This window comes from Nevskia ramosa DSM 11499 (genome assembly GCF_000420645.1).
GTDB lineage: Bacteria > Pseudomonadota > Gammaproteobacteria > Nevskiales > Nevskiaceae > Nevskia > Nevskia ramosa.
The window spans coordinates 414,936-432,773 of the sequence record NZ_ATVI01000005.1 but is presented as its reverse complement, the minus strand read 5'-3'; the positions used below and the strand labels follow the sequence as shown (position 1 = coordinate 432,773).

The window sequence follows — 17,838 nt, the reverse complement described above, 5'->3', positions numbered from 1 at the left end:
CAGTCTCGACGAGGGATTGCGCAAGGGGCTTCCACGCTTGCTGAAAGCCTGCTAAAACGCGCGCAAATCACGACGTCACTCGATGGAGCACGCACACGCATGGCTGGCAGACCGGGCAAGAAACCGCAACCGCAACCGAAGCCGTTCGACGAGTTTGCGGAAGAGGTGGAAGGCTTTGAAGACGACACGCCCGTGGTCGATGCCAAGGGCAATGTCGTGCCCAATGGTCGCTCGCGCGACTGGCGGGATGTCGAGCGGCTGCGCGAGGAACGCGAACTGAAGAAGCTGATCGGCGAGGATTTCGACGATCTGTTCGATGACAAGCCCGGCCGCCGCAATCGCGGCTGAGCTTGTGGCTGCGGGCTCAGCCTGCCGAGCGAATGAAATGCTGACGGTAGTAGCGAAGTTCCTCGATCGAATCGCGGATATCGTCCATCGCCAGATGCGATGACTCCTTCCTGAATCCCCTCGCCGTTTCCGGTGCCCAGCGCTGGCACAGTTCCTTGACCGTGCTGACATCGAGATTGCGGTAATGGAAGTAGCGCTCCAGCGCCGGCATCCAGTTGGCGAGGAAACGGCGATCCTGGCAGATCGAATTGCCGCAGATCGGTGACTTGCCGGCTGGTACCCAGTCCTTCAGAAAGGCGATGGTCTGCGCTTCGGCTTCTGCTGCGCTGATCCGGCTGGCGCGCACTCGCGCAGTCAGCCCGGACTTGCCGTGCTGGTTGACGTTCCACTCATCCATCTTCGCCAACTCGTGCTCCGGCTGGTGCACGGCGATCACCGGGCCTTCAGCGAGCACGTTCAGCTCGCTGTCGGTGACGATGGTGGCGATCTCGATGATCCGGTGTTCCTCGGGGATCAGGCCGGTCATCTCGCAGTCGATCCAGATCAGGTTGCGGGCAGCTTCATCAGCATTGTTTTTCATGCTGCGAAGCCTAGCAGGCCAATGAAAAGTCGCGTGCTAACCTGCCGCAACTTCCCTGATCTGAAAGGTGCGACATGCCTCGTGATGGCAGCGTGCTGAACACCATTGGCAACACGCCGCTGGTGGAGTTGAGGAACCTCGACACCGGCCTGTGCCGGCTGTTCGTCAAGCTTGAAAACCAGAACCCGACCGGCTCGATCAAGGATCGTATCGGCCTGTCGATGATCGAAGCCGCCGAACGTGACGGCCTGATTCATCCCGGTGGCACCCTGATCGAAGCGACCGCCGGCAACACCGGTCTGGGTCTGGCGCTGGTCGCGGCGCAGAAGGGTTACCACATCACCCTGGTGATACCGGACAAGATGGCGCAGGAGAAGATCCTGCATCTGCGCGCGCTCGGTGCGACCACGATCATCACTCGCAGCGATGTCGGCAAGGGCCATCCGGAGTACTACCAGGACATCGCCGAACGCCTCGCTCGCGAGACGCCGAACAGCTTCTACGTCAACCAGTTCGCCAACCCGGCGAATCCGCTCGCGCACGAGGCAACCACCGGCCCGGAGATCTGGGCGCAGACCGGACGGATGTGCGATGCCGTGGTCGTCGGCGTCGGCTCCGGTGGCACGCTGACCGGGCTCGGCCGCTACTTCGCGAGAGTCGCGCCGCATCTGGAAATGGTGCTGGCCGATCCGAAGGGTTCGATCCTCGAACCGCTGGTCGAGCGCAACGAGCAGGTCACGCCGGGTTCCTGGCTGGTCGAGGGTATCGGCGAGGATTTCATTCCGCCGAACTGCGAACTCGGCTATGCGAAGAAGGCCTACTCGATTCCGGACGCCGAAAGCTTCCTGACCGCACGCGAGCTGCTGGCCAAGGAAGGTCTGCTCGGCGGCTCCTCGACCGGCACCTTGCTTGCCGCCGCGCTGCGCTACTGCCGCGCGCAGACCACGCCGAAGCGCGTTGTCACCTTCGTCTGCGACAGCGGCAACAAGTACCTGAGCAAGATGTACAACGATCACTGGATGTTCGAGCAGGGCCTGCTGCCACGGCCGCGCCACGGCAACCTGCTGGACCTGATCGTCCGTCGCTACCAGGAAGGTGGCGCGGTAACCCTGAAACCGGACGACAACCTGCTGCTCGCCTATCGGCGGATGAAGCTGTTCGATGTCTCCCAGGTGCCGGTGATGGAAGGCCCGAGGGTGGTCGGCATCATCGACGAATCCGATCTGCTACTCCATGTGCAGGCCGGCTCGGCGCACTTCAACGACGCGGTATCGACGGCGATGGTGGCCAAGGTCGAAACGATCCGGCCCGATGCGCCGATGGCTACGCTGATCGACTTGTTCCAGCGCGATCATGTCGCCGTGGTGGCCGATGCCGAAGGAGCCTTCATTGGCCTGATCACCAAGATCGATCTGCTCAACTACCTGCGCCAGCAGACCTGAAACTCAATCTTTTCCTGGAGCACACATGCGCCGCATCACGCTGTCTCTCGACGAAACCCTGGCCGATCAGTTCGACGCCTGGGCCGATCGCCACGGCTACGAAAACCGCTCCGAAGCGTTCCGCGATCTGCTGCGCGGCCGGCTCGAGAACGAGCGCATCGACGATGGCAAGGCCTCGCATTGCGTGGCCACGGTGTCCTACGTCTACAACCATCACGAGCGCCAGCTGGCCAGCCGACTGGCCGAGAACCAGCACGATCATCACGGCCTGAGCATGGCAACGATGCACGTGCATCTGGATCACGACAACTGCCTGGAAACCATGGCGCTGAGAGGCCCGCTGCCGCAGGTGAAAGCCTTCGCGGAATCGCTGATCGCCGAACGCGGCGTGCGCCACGGCCATCTGCATCTGGTGCCGGTGGCGCTGGAAATCTCCCGGGTACATGGTGAGGCCCATGTGCACCTGAGCCCGATCAGCTGAAGCTTCGCAACCGCTACAAAAAGAAAAGCCGCCTTTCGGCGGCCAACGCTTCATCGGGGGAGAAAGCGAAGCCTTTATCTCACCGCCGGAAGCGCTCTGCGCATCGCGCGCGGTGAACGGCAGCATTCGGCGGATGAAGCGGCGTCACCACACTGACACGCGCTCAGCCCAAGCTTCCGGCCGCAGTCGTTGCTTGAAAAAAGAAAGCCGCCTCACGGGCGGCTCAAATTACATCGGAGTCGGATTAAGCGTTTTGCGGCAGCCGGTGCGCGTCAGTATGAATAGCTGAGTGTGATCCGGCCGTTGATCGGCTCGATCGGGTGGAAATGGGTGTCGTCGACACCTGCCGCCGGCTCGCCTTGCAGACGCGAGGTGTAGAAGTAATCGATGTCGTGATCCTTCGAATCGAACAGATTGTTGATCTGGCCGCTGATCCTGAAGCGGCGATTGATCCGGTACCCGGCGCCGATATTGACCACCGTCGTCGAGTTCGATTGGACGCTGTTGTCCTCGGCCAGCGGACGCGGGCCGAAGTAACGGACGCGCAGCGCCGTGTCCCAGCCTTGCGGGCTCGTGTAGGTCACGCCCAGCGCCGCAACGCCCTGCACCGCCTGCGGCACCCGCTTGCCGATGGCGTTGCCGTCTCCATCGAGCTGCTGCTCCCGGAAGCGGGCCTTGGTGTAGGCCAGATCACTGTCGACGACCAGATGCTTGATCGGCTTCCAGTAGATCGCCAGTTCGCCGCCGTAACGCTCGGTGGCGCCGAAGGGCTCCGTGGTGCCGGCGTCGCCGACATAGACCAGTTCTGAATCCGAGCGCAGCCGGAAGACGCTGGCGGCCACCTGCACATTCGGGATCAGCGCCGTGCGCATGCCGAGATCGATGCCGCGCGCCGCGGCGAGCGGCGTCACGGGATCCACCGCATCACCACTGCGCGGATCGATGGTCTGCGTCGCACCGCGAGCATCGTTCGAGTGGAAGCCCTGGCCAGCGTTGATGAAGAACTCGGTCTTCGCCCAGGGGCCGAAGATCAGCGCGCCTTTCGGGCTGATCAAAGTGTCCGAAGCCTTGCCGGTGTTCAGCGGATTGTTGTTGACGACATCGAAGTTGATCGAGTCGAACCGGGCGCCGACATTGGCGCGCAGCCAGGACCTGAGATGGACGTTGGTCTGCGCGTAGACCGAGCCGATCCATTCCTTGACGTCGCTGACCGTCGTCGTATCGAGCCGCTCCCGTGCCTTGGTCAGATACAGCCCGACGTCGTCGATGTCGTCATAGCGCGTCTGCGCGCCGATCTCATTGTGGAATTCCAGGCCGAGCAGCTGGTTGGTCAGCTTGTAACTGAGATTGCCGCCATAGACGTTGCGCTTGTCCGACTGCTCGAACTGGTCGCCGTTGACCGGATCGTCGAGGAAGTAGGTGAAATTCGAGAACAGATCGAGCCGGTAGCGGAAAGCGTACGCATCAAGCTTCAAGGTGCCCGGCCCGAGCTGCTGCTCGAAGCCGCCGGAGAAATTCACCCGGTGGCTGCGGCCACCGTCGGTGGGATCGATGAAGCCGAGCCGGCCGATCAAGCCCTGATCGACGGCGCGTTCGGGAATCTGGTCCGGCGACAGGTTGCGCGTCGAATAGCCGGTAGCCGCCAGGTGATAGCTGCCGCCTTCGTAGTGCTGCGAATAGCGCAGCACCAGATTGCCCTTGTTGAAGTTCTGGCCGAGATCGTAGGGGCCGTCGTAGTGCACGTACTCGAGGCCGTACAGCAGGTTGCCAGAACCCGCCTTGATCGAACCGACCGACAGCAAGCGGCCATAACCGTAGGCGCCGCCGGTGGCTTCGACGAGGTTCTGATCAAATTTTTCCTTGTAGCGGATATCGGCGGCACCGGCGGCCGAGAAATCGCCGTACTGCGCGTAGTACGGGCCTTTCCGGTACTCGATCGAATCGACCAGCTCGGGAATGAAGAAGCCGTTGTCGGCATAACCCTGGCCGTGGGCGTGGGTCGGCATGTTGACCGGCAGGCCGTCGACGAACACCGCGAAGTCGGTGCCGTGATCGAGGTTGTAGCCGCGCAGGAAGTATTGGTTGGCTTTGCCCTCGCCGCTGTGCTGAGTGACGATCAGGCCCGGTACCACTTCCAGCAATTCGCCGGTACGCGAAATCGGCCGGTTCTCGAATTGCTCCGAATAGACGGTGCCGATGGTCGCCGAGTCGGCCTCGCCGACCAGTTCGTCGGCACTCACCGTCACGGTATCGAGCTGCACCGCCTCGCCCGGCACGCCGGCGGCTTCCGCCAAGTGCACTGAAAATCCCGACAATCCTGCAATGCTCGCCAGTCCAGCCTGCCGGGCTCGTCTCCTGGCCCCCTTCATCAATCGCTTCACGTGATCAACCATTTGCCCCACCCTGTTCGGCCTGTGCCCGGCCTGGCGACGCGTCGGCGAGCCCAGGTCTGCCTGACAGCGGCAGCCTTGGTCGATTCGACGGTATGACGTTTATATACGATGTCATACGACAGATTGATGAAAGCCGATGCAGCGAAGACGAACTTTCTGCAGCCGCGCGCAGAAGCTCGGTCAGCGCGCTAACGTGGTCGCAGTCCTGACCTCAAAAAACGCCACGCCATGACCACCCAGACCCCAGCACGCAACGCCTTCGCGACCCGCGTGATCCACGCCGGCCAGAGCCCGGATCCGACCACCGGCGCGATCATGCCGCCGATCTACGCGACCTCGACCTACGTCCAGGAAAGCCCCGGCGTTCACAAGGGCTACGAGTACGCGCGCAGCCAGAACCCGACCCGCTTCGCCTACGAGCGCTGCGTGGCCGATCTGGAAAGCGGCACGCACGGCTACGCCTTCGCCTCGGGTCTGGCGGCGACCGCGACGGTGCTCGACCTGTTCGCGCCCGGCGATCACATCATCGCCAGCGATGATCTATACGGTGGCAGCTACCGATTGTTCGAACGGGTGCGGGCGAAATCGGCCGGGCTGAAATTTTCCTTCGTCGACCTGCGCGATCCGGCCAAGGTCGAAGCGGCGATCCGCCCAGAAACCAAGATGATCTGGGTCGAGACACCGACCAACCCGATGCTGAAACTGGCCGACCTGTCGGCCATCGCTGCGATCGCCAAGCGCCACGGGCTGATCGCCGCTGCCGACAACACCTTCGCCAGCCCCTACGTGCAACGGCCGATCGAACTCGGTTTCGATCTGGTCATGCACTCGGCCACCAAGTATCTGAACGGCCACAGCGACATGGTCGGCGGCATGCTGGTGGTCGGCGACCATGCTGATCTGGCCGAACGCCTGACCTTCCTGCAGAACGCCGTCGGCGCCATCGCCGGGCCGTTCGATGCCTTCCTCGCGCTGCGCGGCGTCAAGACACTGGCGCTGCGCATGGAGCGCCATTGCTCGAATGCTTTGGAACTGGCCGGCTGGCTACAAACCCATCCGAAGATCGCCAAGGTTCATTACCCCGGCCTGGTCTCGCACCCTCAGCATCCGCTGGCGAAGAAGCAGATGCCGCGCGGCTACGGCGGCATGATCGCGATCGAACTGCGCGGTGGGCTCGAAGATGCCAAGCGCTTCCTGGAACGCTGCCATCTGTTCGCGCTCGCCGAAAGCTTGGGCGGCGTCGAAAGCCTGATCGAACACCCGGCGATCATGACCCACGCCAGCATCCCGGCCGAGAACCGCGCCGCGCTCGGCATCAGCGACACGCTGTGCCGGCTGTCGGTAGGCGTCGAGGATGTCGAGGATCTGCGGGCTGACCTCTCCCATGCGCTGAACTGATCGACTTGCTCCCTCCCCCGTTCACGGGGGAGGGCTGGGGAGGGGGCGGTTGGGCGGTGGCGCTGAAGTCAGACGCCCCCATCCCGGCCTTCCCAAGTGAACGGGGGAAGGAGACCAGCGGCTTTAGGAAGGAACGGTCATGCGCAATGCAAAATCCCAGCAGCACGCGAAAACACTCCGTAAAGCCCTGACCGACGCCGAACAGAAGCTCTGGCAACGTCTGCGCGGCCGGCAACTCGAAGGCTGCAAGTTTCGCCGCCAGGTTCCGATCGGTCCTTACATCGCTGATTTCGCTTGTCTGGAAGCGTATTTGATCGTCGAGGTCGATGGCGGTCAGCATCTCGAAAGCAGCCGCGATGCCTTGCGAGATGCTTGGTTCGCGGCCCAAGGCTTCAGGCTGCTGCGCTTCTGGAATACTCAGGCACTTGTCGAAACTGATGCTGTCGTCGACGCGATTTTGTCTACGCTGCAACGCCCCCATCCCGACCTTCCCCCGCTCGCGGGGGAAGGAGTCCAACGAGAAATCAGATGACCACCCCTACCCTCGCCCAGCGCCGCTGCGTTCCCTGCGAAGGCGGCGTTGCGCCGTTGACGCCCTCCGAAGCCGCCGAGTTCATGACCCGGCTGGGCCCGGCCTGGACGCTTTCCGAAGACGGCCGCAAGCTGCACGGGCACTTCGAGTTCAAGAACTATTTCCGCACGCTGAGCTTCGTCAACGCGGCGGCGTACATCGCGATTCACGACGACCATCACCCGGATATCGCCTTCGACTACAAGAACTGCGACATCCGCTACTGGACGCACGCGATCGACGGTTTGTCGGAGAACGATTTCATCTGCGCGGCCAAGACCGACGCCCTGCTGGTATGACGGCAGCCGTCATCGACTGGCGCCTGTGGCGCTGGAACGAGTGGTCGAACGATCTGCTCTATGCCGCGATGCGTCTGCGCAGCGAGATCTTCGTCGTCGAACAGAACTGCGTGTTCCCGGACATGGATGGCCTCGATCCGGCGTGCACGCATCTCTGCGGCACCAACGCTGACGGGGAACTGCTGGCGTACGCCCGGCTGCTGGCGCCGGGCGTGAAGTATCCGGAAGCTTCCATCGGCCGGGTCATCACCTCGGCACAAGCACGCGGGCTGCAACTCGGCCGCGCATTGATGCTGGAAGCCTTGCGGCTGACTCGCGAGCATCATCCTGGCGCGCCGATCCGCATCGGAGCACAGCAGCGTCTGGATCGCTTCTACGCAAGCCTCGGTTTCGTGCAGATCGACGTGCCCTATCTCGAAGACGGTATCTGGCACATCGACATGCGGCTGGATCGCTAGCGCTACGAATCAGCTACGGGACAAAGCCTGGCCGTTGATGCCTGCGCTGTCCGGACCGAGCAGATACAGCAGGCCCGCCACGGCAGCGTCCGGCCCCGGCAGCTTCTGTACTTCCTCGGCAACGAAGCCGCGGGCGCGCAGTTCGGTGCGCATCGCGCCCGGGTCATAGCTGTTGATGCGCAGGCCCGGCGTGGCGCCGAGTTCCTGCGACCAGCCCTTGACCAGGCCTTCGAGCGCGTACTTGGCAACGCCATAGGAACCGCGCAGGGCTTTCGGCTCGCGGCCGACGGCGTCGGTGACGAAGACGATGCTGGCGTCGCGGGCCTGCTGCAGCAGCGGCAGGCACTGGCGAGTCAGCGAATAGGCTGCGGTGAGGTTGACCTGCAGGCCTTCCAGCCAGTCCTTAGGCGCTTCTTCGGTCATCGCCGTGAAGCCCTTGAAGTGCGCGGCGCAGTGGACCAGACCGTCGAGCCGGCCGAACTCGCGCTCGACGGTTTCGGCGAGTTCGAAGATATCGGCCCAGGTGGTACCGGCCAGGTTCATCGGATAGATCGCCGGCTGCGGTCCGCCGGCGGCTTCGATCTCGTCGAACACTGCTTCGAGCTTCTTCACCGTGCGGCCGAGCAGGATGACCGTCGCGCCGAACCGAGCGGCCGCCAGCGCGGTGGCGCGGCCCAGGCCAGCCCCCGCGCCGGTGATCAGAACAACCCGGCCCTGAAGCAGGCCGGCAGCCGGCGTATAGCCAGCAGGAATCGCTGCACTCATCAGCCCACTCGCGGCCGGATCAGCGCCAGCACATCGGCCGGCACATGGGCGATCGCGTCGGCTTTCCAGATCGACAGGTCCGGCTCGGCACCGAGGTAGCCCCAGCCGGCGGCGATCGTCATCATGCCGGCGGCACGGCCGGCGACGACATCGCGCAGATCGTCACCGACATAGATGCAGTGCTCGGGCTGGATGCCGATCTTCCGCGCGGCCAGCAGCAGGCCATCGGGTGCCGGCTTCGGGTGCGGCGTCGAATCACCGGCGACCAGACAGCCGCAGGTGGCGGGAAAGCCGAGTTGCGCGACCATCGGCTCGGCCAGCCAGCCAGCCTTGTTGGTGACGATGCCCCACTTGAGTCCTTCCTGGTCGAGCGCCGCCAGCAAATCCGCAATGCCATCGAACAGCCGGCTATGGGTGGTCAGATTGGCCTGATAGAACTTCAGGAACAGGGCCTTGCGGTCCTCGTAGTCCCGATGATCCATGGTCATGTTCAGCGCCACTTTCAGCAGGCCGCGCGCACCGTTGGAAGCCTGCGGGCGGTAGTCGGACAGCGGCAGATGCGGCAGCCCCTGCGCTTCGCGAACGAGATTGGCGGCATAGCCGAGATCGGGCGCGCTATCGACGAGCGTGCCGTCCAGATCGAACAGCACACAGTGAGTATTGGGATTCAAAACGATCAGTCCTCGGCCGGCTTCCGGCAGTGCATCAGGTAGTTGACGTCGATGTCGCTGGCGTTCAGCGAGGCCGACTTCAGCAGCGGGTTGTAGCGCAAGCCCATGACATCCTGTGGTACCAGGCCGGCATTGCGGGCCCAGCGATCCAGCTCGGACGGCCGGATGAACTTGGCGTAGTCATGAGTGCCGCGCGGCACAATGCGGGCCACGTATTCGGCGCCGACGATCATCAGCGCGTAAGACTTGGGATTGCGATTGATGGTCGAGAACACCACATCGCCGCCCGGCTTGACCAGACGGGCGATAGCTTCGATGGTCTCGGCCGGGTCCGGCACATGTTCGAGCATTTCCAGACAGCAGACCAGATCGAAACTCTCCGGCTGCTGCCCGGCCAGCGCTTCCGCACTGACCACTTCATATCCAACCTTCAGCCCGGCTTCTTCGGCGTGCAGCCTGGCGACTTCGATCGACGCGGTGGCCAGATCGATGCCTAGCGCATCGGCACCGGCGATCGCCAGCGCTTCGGTCAGGATGCCGCCGCCGCAGCCGACATCGAGCGTGCGCTTGCCTTTGATCGAAGCACTCGCGCCACCCGTACGCTGCTGGATGTAACGCATCCGCGGCGGGTTGATGACGTGCAGCGCGCCCATCTCGCCTGCGCGGTCCCACCAGCGGGCGGCCAGCGCTTCGAAGCGGGAAATTTCGTCGTGATCGACGTTGCCGGAATCAGTTCTGCTCATGGCGCGAGTTTACCAAACGACGGCCGGCGGCCTGCCGGGCGATCAGGCAGCAGCAGCCGCGTCGAGCAGATCGAGCAGACCCTTCAACGCAGCTTCGGCAGTGAGGCGGCGCACGGCGTCACGATCGCCGTCGAACTGATAGCGGCTCGATGAAGTGGCGATGTCCGGCCCGGCCCAGGCGATGAACACGGTGCCGACCGGCTTGCCGGCGACGCCGCCGCCGGGTCCGGCGATGCCGCTGACCGAAACCGTCCACTGCACCGGCGCACGTGCTTTCAGACCGTCGGCCATCGCGATCACTGTGGGGCCGCTGACTGCGCCGAACGTCTCGATGGTCTCCACTGCCACGCCGAGCAGTTCCTGCTTGGCGCTGTTCGAGTAGCTGACGATGCCGCGCTCGAACCAGCCGGAACTGCCGGCGATGTCGGTCATCAGCTTGGCGATCAGGCCGCCGGTGCAGGACTCGGCGGTGCCGATCATTTCGCCGCGGGCCAGCAGTTTCTGGCCGAGGCTGGCCGCCAGCGTGTTGAGGCTTGCGTCGTCGGGAATCGTGGCAGTCATGGGATCGATGCGTTCGGGCTCAGGCGCGGAAGATGGCTTCCGCCATCGCGTCGGCGATCTCGCCGGTCGGGCGTTCGGTCGCGAAGGAACGGGTGAAGATTTCGGTCAGGGTGGTGCCGATCCGCTGCAGATGGGCGTGGACCACCGCTTCGTTGTATCCCGGACCTTCGTAGTGGATGTCGATGATGCCGCCGGCGTTGATCACGTAGTCCGGCGCGTAGAGCAGGCCGTGATCGAGCACCCGCTGGCCATCGCGCGGCTTGGCCAGCTGGTTGTTCGCAGCACCGGCGATCACCTTGGCCTTGATCTGCGGAATGCGGGTTTCGTTGAGCACGGCCCCGAGCGCGCAAGGTGCGAACACGTCGACATCGAGCGCATGGATCGCCTCCATCGCCACCGCCGTCGCGCCGAACTCGGCCACCGCGCGGTCGACGGCGGGCTGATGCAGATCGGTCACCCAGAGCTTGGCACCGGCCTCGTGCAGATGACGCGCGAGCCGGTAGCCGACATTGCCGACACCCTGGATCGCGACCTTGAGCCCGCGCAGATCGTCACGGCCCAGCGCTGCGCGCACCGCCGCCTGCAGGCCGATGAACACGCCGAGCGCAGTTGCCGGGCTGGGGTCGCCGCTGCGGCCGGCGGCGATCGAGGCGGCATCGGCAAGGCCGCCGACGTGACGGGTCTGCTCGGCCATCAGGCGGATGTCCGGCACGCTGGTGCCGGAATCTTCGGCAACGATATAGCGGCCGTTCAGGGATTCGACGAAGCGGCCCATGGCGCGCATCAGGGCCGGGCTCTTGTCGTGGCGAGGGTCGCCGAGGATCACCGACTTGCCGCCGCCCTGCGGCAGCCCCGCGAGTGCTGCCTTGTAGGTCATGCCGCGGCTCAGGCGCAGCACGTCGGTCAGCGCTTCGGCATCAGAGGCATACGGCCACATGCGGCAGCCGCCGAGGCCGGGGCCGAGCCGGGTGCTGTGCACGGCAATGATCGCGCGCAGTCCGGAGGCCTGATCGTGATGAAAGGCCACATGCTCGTGGCCATCGAATTCGGGGTGGGAAAAGACCGACATGGAAGAACACCGTGAATGTTTGTCACGAGTCTACCGGCGAACGGCGGACCAACGATCAACGCGCGCTTTCGACCCACCTCGACGCGACGGCGTTCTTCTTGCGTCACAATCGAACCCACCCTCCGGAACCGCCGACTCGCCTCATGTCGATCCATGCCGTCCTGCACCACGAAACGACCTACCAGTACGACCGGCGCGTGACCTTGTCGCCGCAGATCATCCGTCTGCGGCCAGCGCCGCATGGCCGCACACCGGTGCTGTCGTACTCGCTGAAGGTCGAGCCGGAAGGCCACTTCCTGAACTGGCAGCAGGATGCCTTTGCGAACTGGCAGGCCCGAGTGGTGTTCCCAGACAAGGTCACCGAGTTCAAGGTGACGGTCGACCTGGTTGCCGACATGTCGATCTACAACCCCTTCGACTTCTTCATCGAGGAAAAGGCCGAGACCTTCCCGTTCACCTATGACGAGGCGCTGAAGGAAGATCTCAAGCCCTATCTCAAGCATGGCTCGGCCACGCCGCGCCTCGCCGAGTTCCTGCGGGCGATTCCGAAGGAAGAGATTCGCACCATCGACTTCATCGTCGAACTGAACCGCCGCGTGCAGGAAGCGGTGAGCTACCTGATCCGCCTCGAACCCGGCGTGCAGACGCCGGAAGACACGCTGACCCTGGCCTCAGGTTCCTGTCGCGATTCGGGCTGGCTGCTGGTGCAGATCTTCCGTCAGCTCGGGCTGGCCGCGCGCTTCGTTTCCGGTTACCTGATCCAGCTGACGCCGGACGTGAAATCGCTCGATGGCCCGTCCGGCACCGATCACGATTTCACCGATCTGCACGCCTGGTGCGAGGTCTATCTGCCTGGCGCCGGCTGGGTCGGCCTCGACCCGACCTCGGGCCTGCTGACCGGCGAAGGCCATATTCCGCTGTGCGCAACGCCGGAACCATCGAGTGCGGCACCGATCACCGGCTCGATGAGCTTCGAAGGCAAGGGCGATCTCGATACCGAGTTCGGCCATTCGATGATCGTCACCCGCCTGTTCGAATCGCCGCGGGTGACCAAGCCGTACACAGAGACGCAGTGGAAGGCGATCGACACGCTGGGCCTGGCCGTCGATGCCCGGCTCAAGGCCGGCGACGTGCGCCTGACCATGGGCGGCGAACCGACCTTCATCTCGATCGACGACATGCAGGGCGAGGAGTGGAACATCGCGGCTGTCGGCCCGACCAAGCAGGGGCTGGCCAACATCCTGATCCGCCGTCTGCGTGACCGTTTCGCGCCGGCCGAGAAAGGCGGCGGTCTGCTGACCTACGGCCAGGGCAAGTGGTATCCAGGTGAATCGCTGCCGCGCTGGGCCTATGCGCTGTACTGGCGTGGCGACGGCAAGCCGATCGTTCGCACCGATCTCGCCGAGGGCAAGACCAAGCCGACCATCGAAGCCGCGGCGCTGCTGGTGCGCGGCATCGCCAACCGGCTCGAAGTGAGCCCCGAAAACGCCGTGCCCGGTTACGAGGACGCGTTCTTCTATCTGCACCGCGAGCGCCAGTTGCCGGACAACGTGCTGCCGGAAGACAGCAAACTGAAGGACCCGGAAGAGCGCTCGCGCCTCGCCAAGGTCTTCGAGCGCGGGCTGGACGTGCCGCGTGGCTACGCGCTGCCGGTGCAGCGCTGGCAGTCACGCGCCTGGATTTCCGAGCGCTGGAGCTTTCGCCAGAAGCGCATGTTCCTGATCCCGGGCGATTCGCCGATCGGCTTCCGTCTGCCGCTCGATGCCCTGCCCTGGCTGCCGCCGTCGCGCTTCCCGACCCTGATTCCGTATGACCCGATGGCGGTCGATTTCCAGACCGCGAAGCCGCTGCCGGCCTTCGATGGCCGCCGCCAGCCGTTCCTGCAATCGTCCGGCGAAAAGCGCGAGGAAGCCGAAACCGACATCGCCGCTCGTCTGCGCGAGCGTCGCCAGCGTCTGACTGCCGAGGAGGACCAGCCGGAACCGGTGCGCCGTGGCGCCTATCTGGAAGGTGGCAACGTCCGCACTGCGCTGACGGTGGAACCGCGCGAAGGCCATCTCTGCGTGTTCCTGCCGCCGACCGAGTCGATCGAGGATTATCTGGAGCTGGTCGCGGCGATCGAGGATGCCTCGGCCGAACTCGACACGCCGGTGCGCATCGAAGGCTATTCGCCGCCGAACGATCACCGCATCAACGTCCTCAAGGTCACACCGGACCCGGGCGTCATCGAAGTCAACATCCATCCTTCGCACAGCTGGGAAGAGCTGCGCGAAACCACGCTGACCGTCTACGAGGAAGCGCGGCTGGCCCGTCTGGCCACCGAGAAATTCCTCATCGATGGCCGCTCGGTCGGCACCGGTGGCGGCAACCATTTCGTCGTCGGCGGCGCCACGCCGGCCGATTCGCCGTTCCTGCGCCGGCCGGACGTGCTCGGTTCGCTGATCCGCTACTGGCAGAACCATCCGTCGCTGTCGTACTTCTTCTCGGGTCTGTTCATCGGTGCCACGTCGCAGCATCCGCGCATCGACGAAGCGCAGGATTCCGCACTCTACGAGCTTGAAATCGCGCTCAGCCAGTTGCCGCCACCCGGCCAGCAGGTGCCGCTGTGGATGATCGATCGCACCCTGCGCAACCTGCTGACCGATCTCACCGGCAACACCCATCGCACCGAAATCTCGATCGACAAGCTGTATTCGCCGGATGGCCCGACCGGCCGTCTCGGCCTGGTCGAATTCCGCGCTTTCGAGATGCCGCCGCACGCCCAGATGAGCCTGGCCCAGCAGCTGCTGCTGCGGTCCCTGATCGCCTGGTTCTGGGAGCAGCCTTACACCCAGCCGCTGGTTCGCTGGGGCACACAGCTGCACGACAAATTCATGCTGCCGCACTACGTCTGGAGCGATCTCGGCGAAGTGGTGGGCGATCTCAATCGCGCCGATTTCCCGTTCAAGCTCGACTGGTTCGCGCCGCACTTCGAGTTCCGCTTCCCGCGCCATGGCGCCGTGCGTCACGGCCAGGTCGAACTGGAAATCCGCCACGCGCTGGAGCCCTGGCCGGTGCTCGGCGAGGAGAACGCCGTCGGTGGCACGGCGCGCTATGTCGATTCGTCGATGGAGCGTCTGCAGGTGAGAGTCACCGGGCTGACCGAGGGCCGTCACTTCGTCACCGCCGGTGGCCGTCGCCTGCCGCTGCTGAACACCGGCGTGAGGGGCGAATACGTGGCCGGCCTGCGCTATCGCGCCTGGCATCCGCCATCGGCGTTGCATCCATCGATCGGCGTCCATACGCCTTTGGTATTCGATCTCTACGACGCCTGGAACAAGCGTCCGGTCGCTGGTTGCACCTACCACGTCGCCCACCCGGCCGGCCGCAATTACGAAACCTTCCCGGTCAACGCCTACGAGGCCGAAGCGCGCTTCCTGAGCCGCTTCACGCCGTTCGGCCACACGCCGAACCCGTATTGGCCGGCCGAGGAAAAGATCAACCCGGACTATCCGCACACGCTGGATCTGCGGCGACCGAACGGGCTGTAAGCCAACGGGGGGCGACGAGACCCGCGCGATAAACTGCGCGGATGAACTCGTCGCCCACTCCTTCTGCTCCGCTGGCCGGAGCGATCAAGAACGTTTTCCTGTCGCTGCTGCCGGCTCCGGTGACCCTGGCCGGACGCGAGCGGCTGCGCGTGGTGGCCGGTGCCGCGATCGGTGTCGGCCTCGCCGCGCTGCTGAGCCATAGTCTGGCCGGCGTTGCCGGCATCGATGGCGTCTGGATGGTCGCCTCGCTCGGCGCTTCGGCGGTGCTGGTGTTCGCAGCACCCGCGGGACCGATGGCCCAGCCCTGGGCGGCCGTCGCCGGCAACACGGTTTCGGCAGTGGTCGGCATCGCCTGCGTGCGCTGGATCGGCGAGCCGGCTTTCGTGGTCGCCGCACTGGCCGCCAGCCTGTCGATCGCCGCGATGTTCAGCCTGCGTTGTCTGCATCCACCGGGCGGCGCGGTAGCGCTGACCGCGGTGCTGCTGCAGGTTCATGACTTCCGCTTCGCGCTGTTCCCGGTCGCTGTCAATACCTTGCTGCTGGTGCTCGCAGGCAGCGCATTCCACCGGGCAACTGGCCGCCGCTATCCGCACTCGCAACAGCCGGCGAAAGCGCCGGCCGGCGAGATTCCGTCACGCTTCAATTCGGCGGATTTCGACAAGGCCCTCGCCCGCTACAACGAGGTGCTCGACGTCAGCCGCGACGACCTTGAAGGCCTGCTGCGCCAAACCGAGCTGAATGCCTACCACCGCCTGTTCGGCGGGCTGCGCTGCGCCGACATCATGTCGCGCGAGCCGGTCACGGTGCAGTTCGGCGATGGCTTGCAGGACGCCTGGGCGCTGATGCGCCGGCATCACGTCAAAGCACTGCCGGTGACCGATCGTGGCGGCCGCATCGCCGGCATCGTCACCCAGGCGGATTTCCTGCGCCAGGCCAATCTCGATGCTCACGAGGGGCTGGGCGAGCGAGTGAAGGAACTGGTGCGCAGCACCGGCACCTTGCTATCGACCAAGCCGGAAGTGGTCGGCCAGATCATGACCCGCAGAGTGCGTGTGGCCCGCGAGGATCGGCTGATCGTCGACCTCGTCGCTTCGTTCTCGGCCGATGGTCATCACCATCTGCCGATCGTCGATGCCGACAGCAAGCTGGTCGGCATCATCACGCAGTCGGATTTCGTCCGGGCTTTGGCTCGGGTCATCGAGCCGGAGCAGGCCGTAGCCCGCTAGTCGCTACTTCTTCAGCAGCGACTTCAGATCGGCAAACGGATTGCCGGTCGACAGCTTGTCCTTGGCGTTGCCGACCGTGGTCTTGTCGATATAGCGCTGATGTTCGTTGTCGTGGCAGTACAGGCAAAGCAGTTCCCAGTTGCTGCCATCGGACGGATTGTCGTCGTGGTTGTGGTTGCGGTGATGCACGGTCAGTTCGCGCAGGTTGGCGCGTTCGAAGGTGCGGGCGCAGCGGCCGCAGACCCAGGGATACAACTTCAGCGCCTGCTCCCGGTAGCCGAGTTCGCGGGCGTCGGCATTGCGCCGGGTGTCGATGATGATCTGGTCGAGCTTCGACCGGTCCGGCGTCTTGTTGGTGCTCATGCCGGCAGTTTAGCGGCTGCGCGACTGCCGTCACTCAGGACGGCAGTCGCGCAAATCGGTCAGCGCAGCATGCGCTTGGTGTTGGCAGCGATCAGCGGCTGGTAGGCCGAGCCGAGCAGACGCACGAGAATGTCCATGAACTTGGCATCCGGGCCGACGACCACGCGGCGTGAGTTCTTCTCCACCGCCCGCAGGATGATCCGCGCTGCCTTGTTCGCCGAGGTGAGGTTAAGCAGCTTGTCGAACTTGTCCCGCGCCTTTTCACCGCTGACGCCGAACAGCTTTTCGGTGCCTTCGGCGATGCGGGCGCTGCGGTTGATCTCGGTGCGGATGCCGCCCGGATGCACACAGGTGGCGCTGACGCCGCAGTTCATCATGTCCAGCTCGATGCGCAGGGATTCGGTGTAGCCGCGCACCGCGAACTTGGTGGCCGAGTAGGCGCCGGTGCCCGGCGTGCCGATCAGGCCGAACAGGCTCGAGGTGTTGATGATGTGGCCGTCACCGCTGGCCTTCAGGTACGGCAGGAACGCCTGGCTGCCGTAGACCACGCCCCAGAAGTTGATGTCGACGATCCACTCGAAATCCTTCTGGGAGATCGCGTCCAGCGGCGCATTGAGTGCGACGCCGGCGTTGTTGAAGATCAGGTTGACGCCGCCGTGATCCTTGGCGGTCTGCTCGGCCCAGGCGTAGACCGCCTCGCGGCTGGCAACGTCGAGCTTGGCAGTGGTGACTTTCACACCCTTGGCCTTGGCCATTTTCGCGGTCTCTTCCAGACCCTTGGTGTTGACGTCGGACAGGCTCAGCGCACAGCCCTTGGCGGCCAGTTCCAGCGCCAGTTCGCGGCCCATGCCGGACGCTGCGCCGGTGATCGCGGCGACCTTGTTGGCAAATGATTTCATCGTGTCTTTTCTCGTTCTTTTGGTTGTTCTTGCAGGCGTGA

Annotated in this window: 18 protein-coding genes; 9 read left to right on the top strand and 9 right to left on the bottom strand. The window is 64.5% G+C overall.

Going from position 1 to position 17,838, the window contains the following annotated elements:
• The first annotated feature begins 99 nt into the window (after positions 1–99).
• On the top strand, positions 100–348 hold the full coding sequence (locus tag G513_RS0102715) for a hypothetical protein (protein WP_022975299.1): 249 nt from the start codon (positions 100–102) through the stop codon (positions 346–348).
• A 16-nt stretch (positions 349–364) separates the two neighbouring features.
• Here G513_RS0102715 and orn read toward each other — a convergent pair whose 3' ends face one another.
• Positions 365–928: an oligoribonuclease gene (gene orn, locus G513_RS0102710; RefSeq protein ID WP_022975298.1), complete on the bottom strand. Its 564-nt coding sequence runs from the start codon at positions 926–928 to the stop codon at positions 365–367.
• 74 nt (positions 929–1,002) lie between these two features.
• On the opposite strand from orn, the gene G513_RS0102705 reads away from it, so the two are divergent.
• Positions 1,003–2,370: a pyridoxal-phosphate dependent enzyme gene (locus G513_RS0102705; RefSeq protein WP_022975297.1), complete on the top strand. Its 1,368-nt coding sequence runs from the start codon at positions 1,003–1,005 to the stop codon at positions 2,368–2,370.
• A 25-nt stretch (positions 2,371–2,395) separates the two neighbouring features.
• Complete coding sequence (gene nikR / locus G513_RS0102700; RefSeq protein ID WP_022975296.1) at positions 2,396–2,851, top strand: nickel-responsive transcriptional regulator NikR; 456 nt, start codon at positions 2,396–2,398, stop codon at positions 2,849–2,851.
• A gap of 272 nt (positions 2,852–3,123) precedes the next feature.
• On the opposite strand, the gene G513_RS0102695 is transcribed toward nikR, so the two are convergent.
• On the bottom strand, positions 3,124–5,166 hold the full coding sequence (locus G513_RS0102695; protein WP_169560486.1) for a TonB-dependent receptor: 2,043 nt from the start codon (positions 5,164–5,166) through the stop codon (positions 3,124–3,126).
• Positions 5,167–5,472: 306 nt separating this feature from the next.
• On the opposite strand from G513_RS0102695, the gene G513_RS0102690 reads away from it, so the two are divergent.
• From G513_RS0102690 to G513_RS0102675, 4 genes are all read left to right on the top strand, one after another.
• Positions 5,473–6,642 carry a cystathionine gamma-synthase gene (locus G513_RS0102690; protein WP_022975294.1) on the top strand — a complete coding sequence of 390 codons (1,170 nt, stop codon included), beginning with the start codon at positions 5,473–5,475 and terminating at the stop codon, positions 6,640–6,642.
• A gap of 139 nt (positions 6,643–6,781) precedes the next feature.
• Positions 6,782–7,174 (top strand): endonuclease domain-containing protein, encoded by a 393-nt coding sequence (locus tag G513_RS0102685; protein ID WP_022975293.1) that lies wholly within the window; start codon positions 6,782–6,784, stop codon positions 7,172–7,174.
• Positions 7,171–7,512: a 4a-hydroxytetrahydrobiopterin dehydratase gene (locus G513_RS0102680; protein WP_022975292.1), complete on the top strand. Its 342-nt coding sequence runs from the start codon at positions 7,171–7,173 to the stop codon at positions 7,510–7,512. Before G513_RS0102685 ends, G513_RS0102680 begins: the two co-directional genes overlap by 4 nt.
• Positions 7,509–7,970 carry a GNAT family N-acetyltransferase gene (locus G513_RS0102675; RefSeq protein ID WP_033417096.1) on the top strand — a complete coding sequence of 154 codons (462 nt, stop codon included), beginning with the start codon at positions 7,509–7,511 and terminating at the stop codon, positions 7,968–7,970. The genes G513_RS0102680 and G513_RS0102675 overlap by 4 nt, the downstream gene beginning before the upstream one ends.
• 9 nt (positions 7,971–7,979) lie before the next feature.
• Here G513_RS0102675 and G513_RS0102670 read toward each other — a convergent pair whose 3' ends face one another.
• Genes G513_RS0102670 through G513_RS0102650 form a run of 5 tightly spaced genes read right to left on the bottom strand, consistent with a single transcriptional unit; the run spans position 7,980 to position 11,779 of the window.
• The gene (locus G513_RS0102670; RefSeq protein WP_022975291.1) at positions 7,980–8,735 is read right to left on the bottom strand and encodes an SDR family NAD(P)-dependent oxidoreductase; all 756 of its coding nucleotides are present in this window, start codon (positions 8,733–8,735) and stop codon (positions 7,980–7,982) included.
• A complete protein-coding gene (locus G513_RS0102665; RefSeq protein WP_033417095.1) occupies positions 8,735–9,406 on the bottom strand; it encodes an HAD family hydrolase in 672 nt (223 codons plus the stop codon). Before G513_RS0102665 ends, G513_RS0102670 begins: the two co-directional genes overlap by 1 nt.
• Before the next feature lie 5 nt (positions 9,407–9,411).
• Positions 9,412–10,149, bottom strand: a complete 738-nt coding sequence (gene ubiG, locus G513_RS0102660; RefSeq protein WP_022975289.1) for a bifunctional 2-polyprenyl-6-hydroxyphenol methylase/3-demethylubiquinol 3-O-methyltransferase UbiG — start codon at positions 10,147–10,149, stop codon at positions 9,412–9,414.
• A 42-nt stretch (positions 10,150–10,191) separates the two neighbouring features.
• Positions 10,192–10,710, bottom strand: a complete 519-nt coding sequence (locus G513_RS0102655; RefSeq protein WP_022975288.1) for a CinA family protein — start codon at positions 10,708–10,710, stop codon at positions 10,192–10,194.
• 19 nt (positions 10,711–10,729) lie between these two features.
• A complete protein-coding gene (locus G513_RS0102650) occupies positions 10,730–11,779 on the bottom strand; it encodes a Glu/Leu/Phe/Val dehydrogenase dimerization domain-containing protein (RefSeq protein ID WP_022975287.1) in 1,050 nt (349 codons plus the stop codon).
• Positions 11,780–11,922: 143 nt separating this feature from the next.
• Here G513_RS0102650 and G513_RS0102645 point away from each other — a divergent pair, with 143 nt between their 5' ends.
• Entirely contained in the window at positions 11,923–15,309 is a 3,387-nt protein-coding gene (locus G513_RS0102645) for a transglutaminase family protein (protein ID WP_022975286.1), read from the top strand.
• Between the two features lie 41 nt (positions 15,310–15,350).
• Entirely contained in the window at positions 15,351–16,535 is a 1,185-nt protein-coding gene (locus G513_RS0102640) for an HPP family protein (RefSeq protein WP_022975285.1), read from the top strand.
• A 3-nt stretch (positions 16,536–16,538) separates the two neighbouring features.
• Here the strand turns inward: G513_RS0102640 and G513_RS0102635 are convergent, their stop codons facing one another.
• Together G513_RS0102635 and G513_RS0102630 are read right to left on the bottom strand one after the other, a co-directional pair.
• Positions 16,539–16,898, bottom strand: coding sequence for a YajD family HNH nuclease (locus G513_RS0102635; RefSeq protein ID WP_022975284.1), 360 nt, complete (start codon positions 16,896–16,898; stop codon positions 16,539–16,541).
• 59 nt (positions 16,899–16,957) lie between these two features.
• Positions 16,958–17,797 (bottom strand): SDR family NAD(P)-dependent oxidoreductase, encoded by an 840-nt coding sequence (locus G513_RS0102630; RefSeq protein WP_022975283.1) that lies wholly within the window; start codon positions 17,795–17,797, stop codon positions 16,958–16,960.
• Between the last annotated feature and the right edge of the window lie 41 nt (positions 17,798–17,838).

Excerpts from the sequence above, each read along its gene's own strand:
- G513_RS0102715 (WP_022975299.1), top strand. The coding sequence starts at position 100 with ATGGCTGGCAGACCGGGCAAGAAACCGCAACCGCAACCGAAGCCGTTC.
- orn (WP_022975298.1), bottom strand. The coding sequence starts at position 928 with ATGAAAAACAATGCTGATGAAGCTGCCCGCAACCTGATCTGGATCGAC.
- G513_RS0102705 (WP_022975297.1), top strand. The coding sequence starts at position 1,003 with ATGCCTCGTGATGGCAGCGTGCTGAACACCATTGGCAACACGCCGCTG.
- nikR (WP_022975296.1), top strand. The coding sequence starts at position 2,396 with ATGCGCCGCATCACGCTGTCTCTCGACGAAACCCTGGCCGATCAGTTC.
- G513_RS0102690 (WP_022975294.1), top strand. The coding sequence starts at position 5,473 with ATGACCACCCAGACCCCAGCACGCAACGCCTTCGCGACCCGCGTGATC.
- G513_RS0102685 (WP_022975293.1), top strand. The coding sequence starts at position 6,782 with ATGCGCAATGCAAAATCCCAGCAGCACGCGAAAACACTCCGTAAAGCC.
- G513_RS0102680 (WP_022975292.1), top strand. The coding sequence starts at position 7,171 with ATGACCACCCCTACCCTCGCCCAGCGCCGCTGCGTTCCCTGCGAAGGC.
- G513_RS0102675 (WP_033417096.1), top strand. The coding sequence starts at position 7,509 with ATGACGGCAGCCGTCATCGACTGGCGCCTGTGGCGCTGGAACGAGTGG.
- G513_RS0102670 (WP_022975291.1), bottom strand. The coding sequence starts at position 8,735 with ATGAGTGCAGCGATTCCTGCTGGCTATACGCCGGCTGCCGGCCTGCTT.
- ubiG (WP_022975289.1), bottom strand. The coding sequence starts at position 10,149 with ATGAGCAGAACTGATTCCGGCAACGTCGATCACGACGAAATTTCCCGC.
- G513_RS0102655 (WP_022975288.1), bottom strand. The coding sequence starts at position 10,710 with ATGACTGCCACGATTCCCGACGACGCAAGCCTCAACACGCTGGCGGCC.
- G513_RS0102650 (WP_022975287.1), bottom strand. The coding sequence starts at position 11,779 with ATGTCGGTCTTTTCCCACCCCGAATTCGATGGCCACGAGCATGTGGCC.
- G513_RS0102645 (WP_022975286.1), top strand. The coding sequence starts at position 11,923 with ATGTCGATCCATGCCGTCCTGCACCACGAAACGACCTACCAGTACGAC.
- G513_RS0102640 (WP_022975285.1), top strand. The coding sequence starts at position 15,351 with ATGAACTCGTCGCCCACTCCTTCTGCTCCGCTGGCCGGAGCGATCAAG.
- G513_RS0102635 (WP_022975284.1), bottom strand. The coding sequence starts at position 16,898 with ATGAGCACCAACAAGACGCCGGACCGGTCGAAGCTCGACCAGATCATC.
- G513_RS0102630 (WP_022975283.1), bottom strand. The coding sequence starts at position 17,797 with ATGAAATCATTTGCCAACAAGGTCGCCGCGATCACCGGCGCAGCGTCC.